Below are 2,633 nucleotides of genomic sequence, written 5' to 3' on the forward strand. Positions count from 1 at the left end.
CCGGATGAAGGTCTCCTGCGTCAGGTCTTCCGCGTCATGCTGATTGCCCGAGAGGCGGTAAGCCAGCCGGTACACCCGGTCGGCGTGCTGACGGACCAACTCGTCCCACGAGGGCATCGTGGACTTGTCCCCGGTCGCGTCGAAAACCGCGGTGCCCTGCAGGCCGTCGGAAGGCTCCACCCACTCGTCGGCGGGGCAGTCCTGCGGGTGCGACATGCTGGTCGGGCCCAAAAGCGTGGTGATGATCGAATCCTCCGAATCCGTCCTGTCACAAAGCGACAAGTCGTCATCGACGGCAACACGTGGCCGCCAATCCGTATTCCCGGTCCCACCCGCTCCGCGATCCATAGGGACACCGTCGCGTATGGGCGTATGTGCGATATATGAACAGTCTGAGCTCAGCCTGAGAAACCTTTTCGTTACCAGCGCTGTGCTGGACATATCCGTCGCGGGGTGAGGTTAAACGCACCGGCTTTCCCGGGCGTGTCGTGGCGGCGCGGCTTAGGCGTGCCATGCCGGGGCGCGCACCGGAGTGGAATACGCTGCGGGCATGGACGGCACCGACGCAGACACCCCCGGCCAGCCGGCGCCCAGTCGAGCCGAATCCCTCTTCGCGCACGCCGAGGGGTCGATCTCCGAGGACGCGCTGCTGGCGGCCGCCCGCGAGCGCGCCGTGGACATCGGTGCGGGCGCGGTCACGCCCGCGGTCGGCGCGCTGCTGAGCCTGCTGGTCAAGCTCAGCGGCGGCAAGGCCGTGGCGGAGGTGGGCACCGGCGCCGGGGTCAGCGGACTTTGGTTGCTATCCGGCATGAGCGACGACGGCGTCCTGACGACGATCGACATCGAACCCGAGTACCTGCGGCTCGCCAAGCAGGCCTTCTCCGAGGCCGGGATCGGCCCCTCGCGCACCCGGTTGATCAGCGGCCGGGCCCAGGAGGTCCTCACCCGCCTGGCCGACGAGTCCTACGACCTGGTGTTCGTCGACGCCGACCCGGTCGACCAGCCCGACTACGTCATGGAGGGCGTGCGGCTGCTGCGGTCCGGCGGCGTCATCGTGGTGCACCGGGCCGCTCTCGGCGGGCGCGCCGGCGACCCCGCCGCCCGCGACGCCGAGGTGGTCGCGGTGCGGGAAGCGGCACGGCTTATCGCCGAGGACGAGCGGCTCACGCCCGCCCTGGTGCCGCTGGGCGACGGCATCTTGGCCGCGGTTCGCGACTGACCCGCGCGGCGACCCGCCGCGCCCGGCCTCGGCTCGACGCTGGCGACCCGCCGCGCCCGGCCGCGCCGCGCTTGCGATCGCCACTGGTTCGATGTTTACGAATTCTTGACGCGATACCACCTTGACTCGCGACTGAACGGCCGTTTAACGTACTGAACATGCGTTCAGCCGACCTGACCGCAACCGCTCGAATCCGCGACGCGGCCATCGAGCAGTTCGGACAGCACGGCTTCGGCGTGGGACTGAGGGCCATCGCCGAAGCCGCGGGGGTGAGCGCCGCGCTCGTCATTCACCACTTCGGTTCCAAGGAAGGCCTGCGAAAAGCCTGCGACGACTTCGTCGCCGAAGAGATCCGCAGTTCCAAATCGGAGGCGATGCGGTCCAACGACCCCGCCACCTGGTTCGCGCAGCTCGCCGAGATCGAGGAATTCGCGCCGCTGACGGCCTACCTCCTGCGCAGCATGCAGACGGGCGGCGACCTGGCGAAGATGTTGTGGCAGAGGATGATCGACAACGCCGAAGAGTACATGGAAGAGGGTGTGCGGGCCGGGACGATAAAGCCCAGCCGTGACCCGAAGGCCAGGGCCAAGTATCTCGGCATCACGGGAGGCGGCGGCCTCCTGCTCTATCTGCAAATGCACGACACGCCAACGGATTTGCGTGCGGTCCTGCGCGATTACGCCAGGGACATGATCCTGCCGGCCCTCGAGATCTACAGCGAGGGCCTGATGGTGGACCGCACCATGTACGACGCATTCCTGGCCGCCGAAGATCAAGGAGGATCACATGCCAGCTGACAGTGTCGCACCCATCGAAATACGCGGGTTGACCAAGAACTTCGGAGCTGTGCGTGCGCTGGACGGCCTCGACCTGACGGTGCGCGAAGGTGAAGTCCACGGCTTCCTCGGCCCGAACGGCGCCGGGAAGTCGACGACCATCCGCATCCTGCTGGGCCTGGTCAAGGCGGACGGCGGTAGCGTTCGGATGCTGGGCGGCGACCCGTGGGCCGACGCGGTCGCACTGCACCGTCAGATCGCCTATGTGCCAGGCGATGTCACGCTGTGGCCGACATTGACCGGGGGCGAGACCATCGACATGCTGGCCCGCATGCGCGGTGGCATCGATGAAAGGCGGCGCGCCGAGTTGGTCGAGCGCTTCGACCTCGACCCACACAAGAAGGCGCGGACTTACTCGAAGGGCAACCGGCAGAAAGTCTCGCTGATCTCCGCGTTCTCGTCGCGCGCCCGCCTGCTGCTCCTGGACGAGCCAAGCAGCGGCCTGGACCCGTTGATGGAGAACGTCTTTCAGCAATGCGTCGCCGAGGCTCGCGATCGTGGCGCGACCATCCTGCTGTCCAGTCACATCCTGGCCGAAACCGAAGCGCTCTGCGAACGGGTGACCATCATCCGGGCCG

At 67.4% G+C, this 2,633-nt stretch carries 4 protein-coding genes; 3 read left to right on the plus strand and 1 reads right to left on the minus strand.

Annotation, left to right across the window (positions count from 1 at the left end):
* Positions 1 to 348 (minus strand): sigma factor (locus A9X05_RS04265; RefSeq protein WP_304442438.1); only part of this gene is annotated, 348 nt, incomplete at its 3' end.
* A 202-nt stretch (positions 349 to 550) separates the two neighbouring features.
* Between A9X05_RS04265 and A9X05_RS04270 the strand changes: the two genes are divergently transcribed.
* The 3 genes from A9X05_RS04270 to A9X05_RS04280 all read left to right on the plus strand — a co-directional run.
* Positions 551 to 1,219 (plus strand): O-methyltransferase, encoded by a 669-nt coding sequence (locus tag A9X05_RS04270; RefSeq protein ID WP_067779476.1) that lies wholly within the window; start codon positions 551 to 553, stop codon positions 1,217 to 1,219.
* Between the two features lie 158 nt (positions 1,220 to 1,377).
* Positions 1,378 to 2,016 carry a TetR/AcrR family transcriptional regulator gene (locus A9X05_RS04275; protein ID WP_067779479.1) on the plus strand — a complete coding sequence of 213 codons (639 nt, stop codon included), beginning with the start codon at positions 1,378 to 1,380 and terminating at the stop codon, positions 2,014 to 2,016.
* Positions 2,006 to 2,633: ABC transporter ATP-binding protein (locus tag A9X05_RS04280; RefSeq protein WP_067779481.1), on the plus strand; the 628-nt coding region annotated here is incomplete at its 3' end. The genes A9X05_RS04275 and A9X05_RS04280, both read left to right, overlap by 11 nt.

This window comes from Mycobacterium sp. E3298, assembly GCF_001666895.1.
In the GTDB taxonomy this organism is placed as follows: Bacteria; Actinomycetota; Actinomycetes; order Mycobacteriales; family Mycobacteriaceae; genus Mycobacterium.

Coding starts and splice junctions, on each gene's coding strand:
- A9X05_RS04275 (WP_067779479.1), top strand. CDS start 1,378: ATGCGTTCAGCCGACCTGACCGCAACCGCTCGAATCCGCGACGCGGCC.
- A9X05_RS04270 (WP_067779476.1), top strand. CDS start 551: ATGGACGGCACCGACGCAGACACCCCCGGCCAGCCGGCGCCCAGTCGA.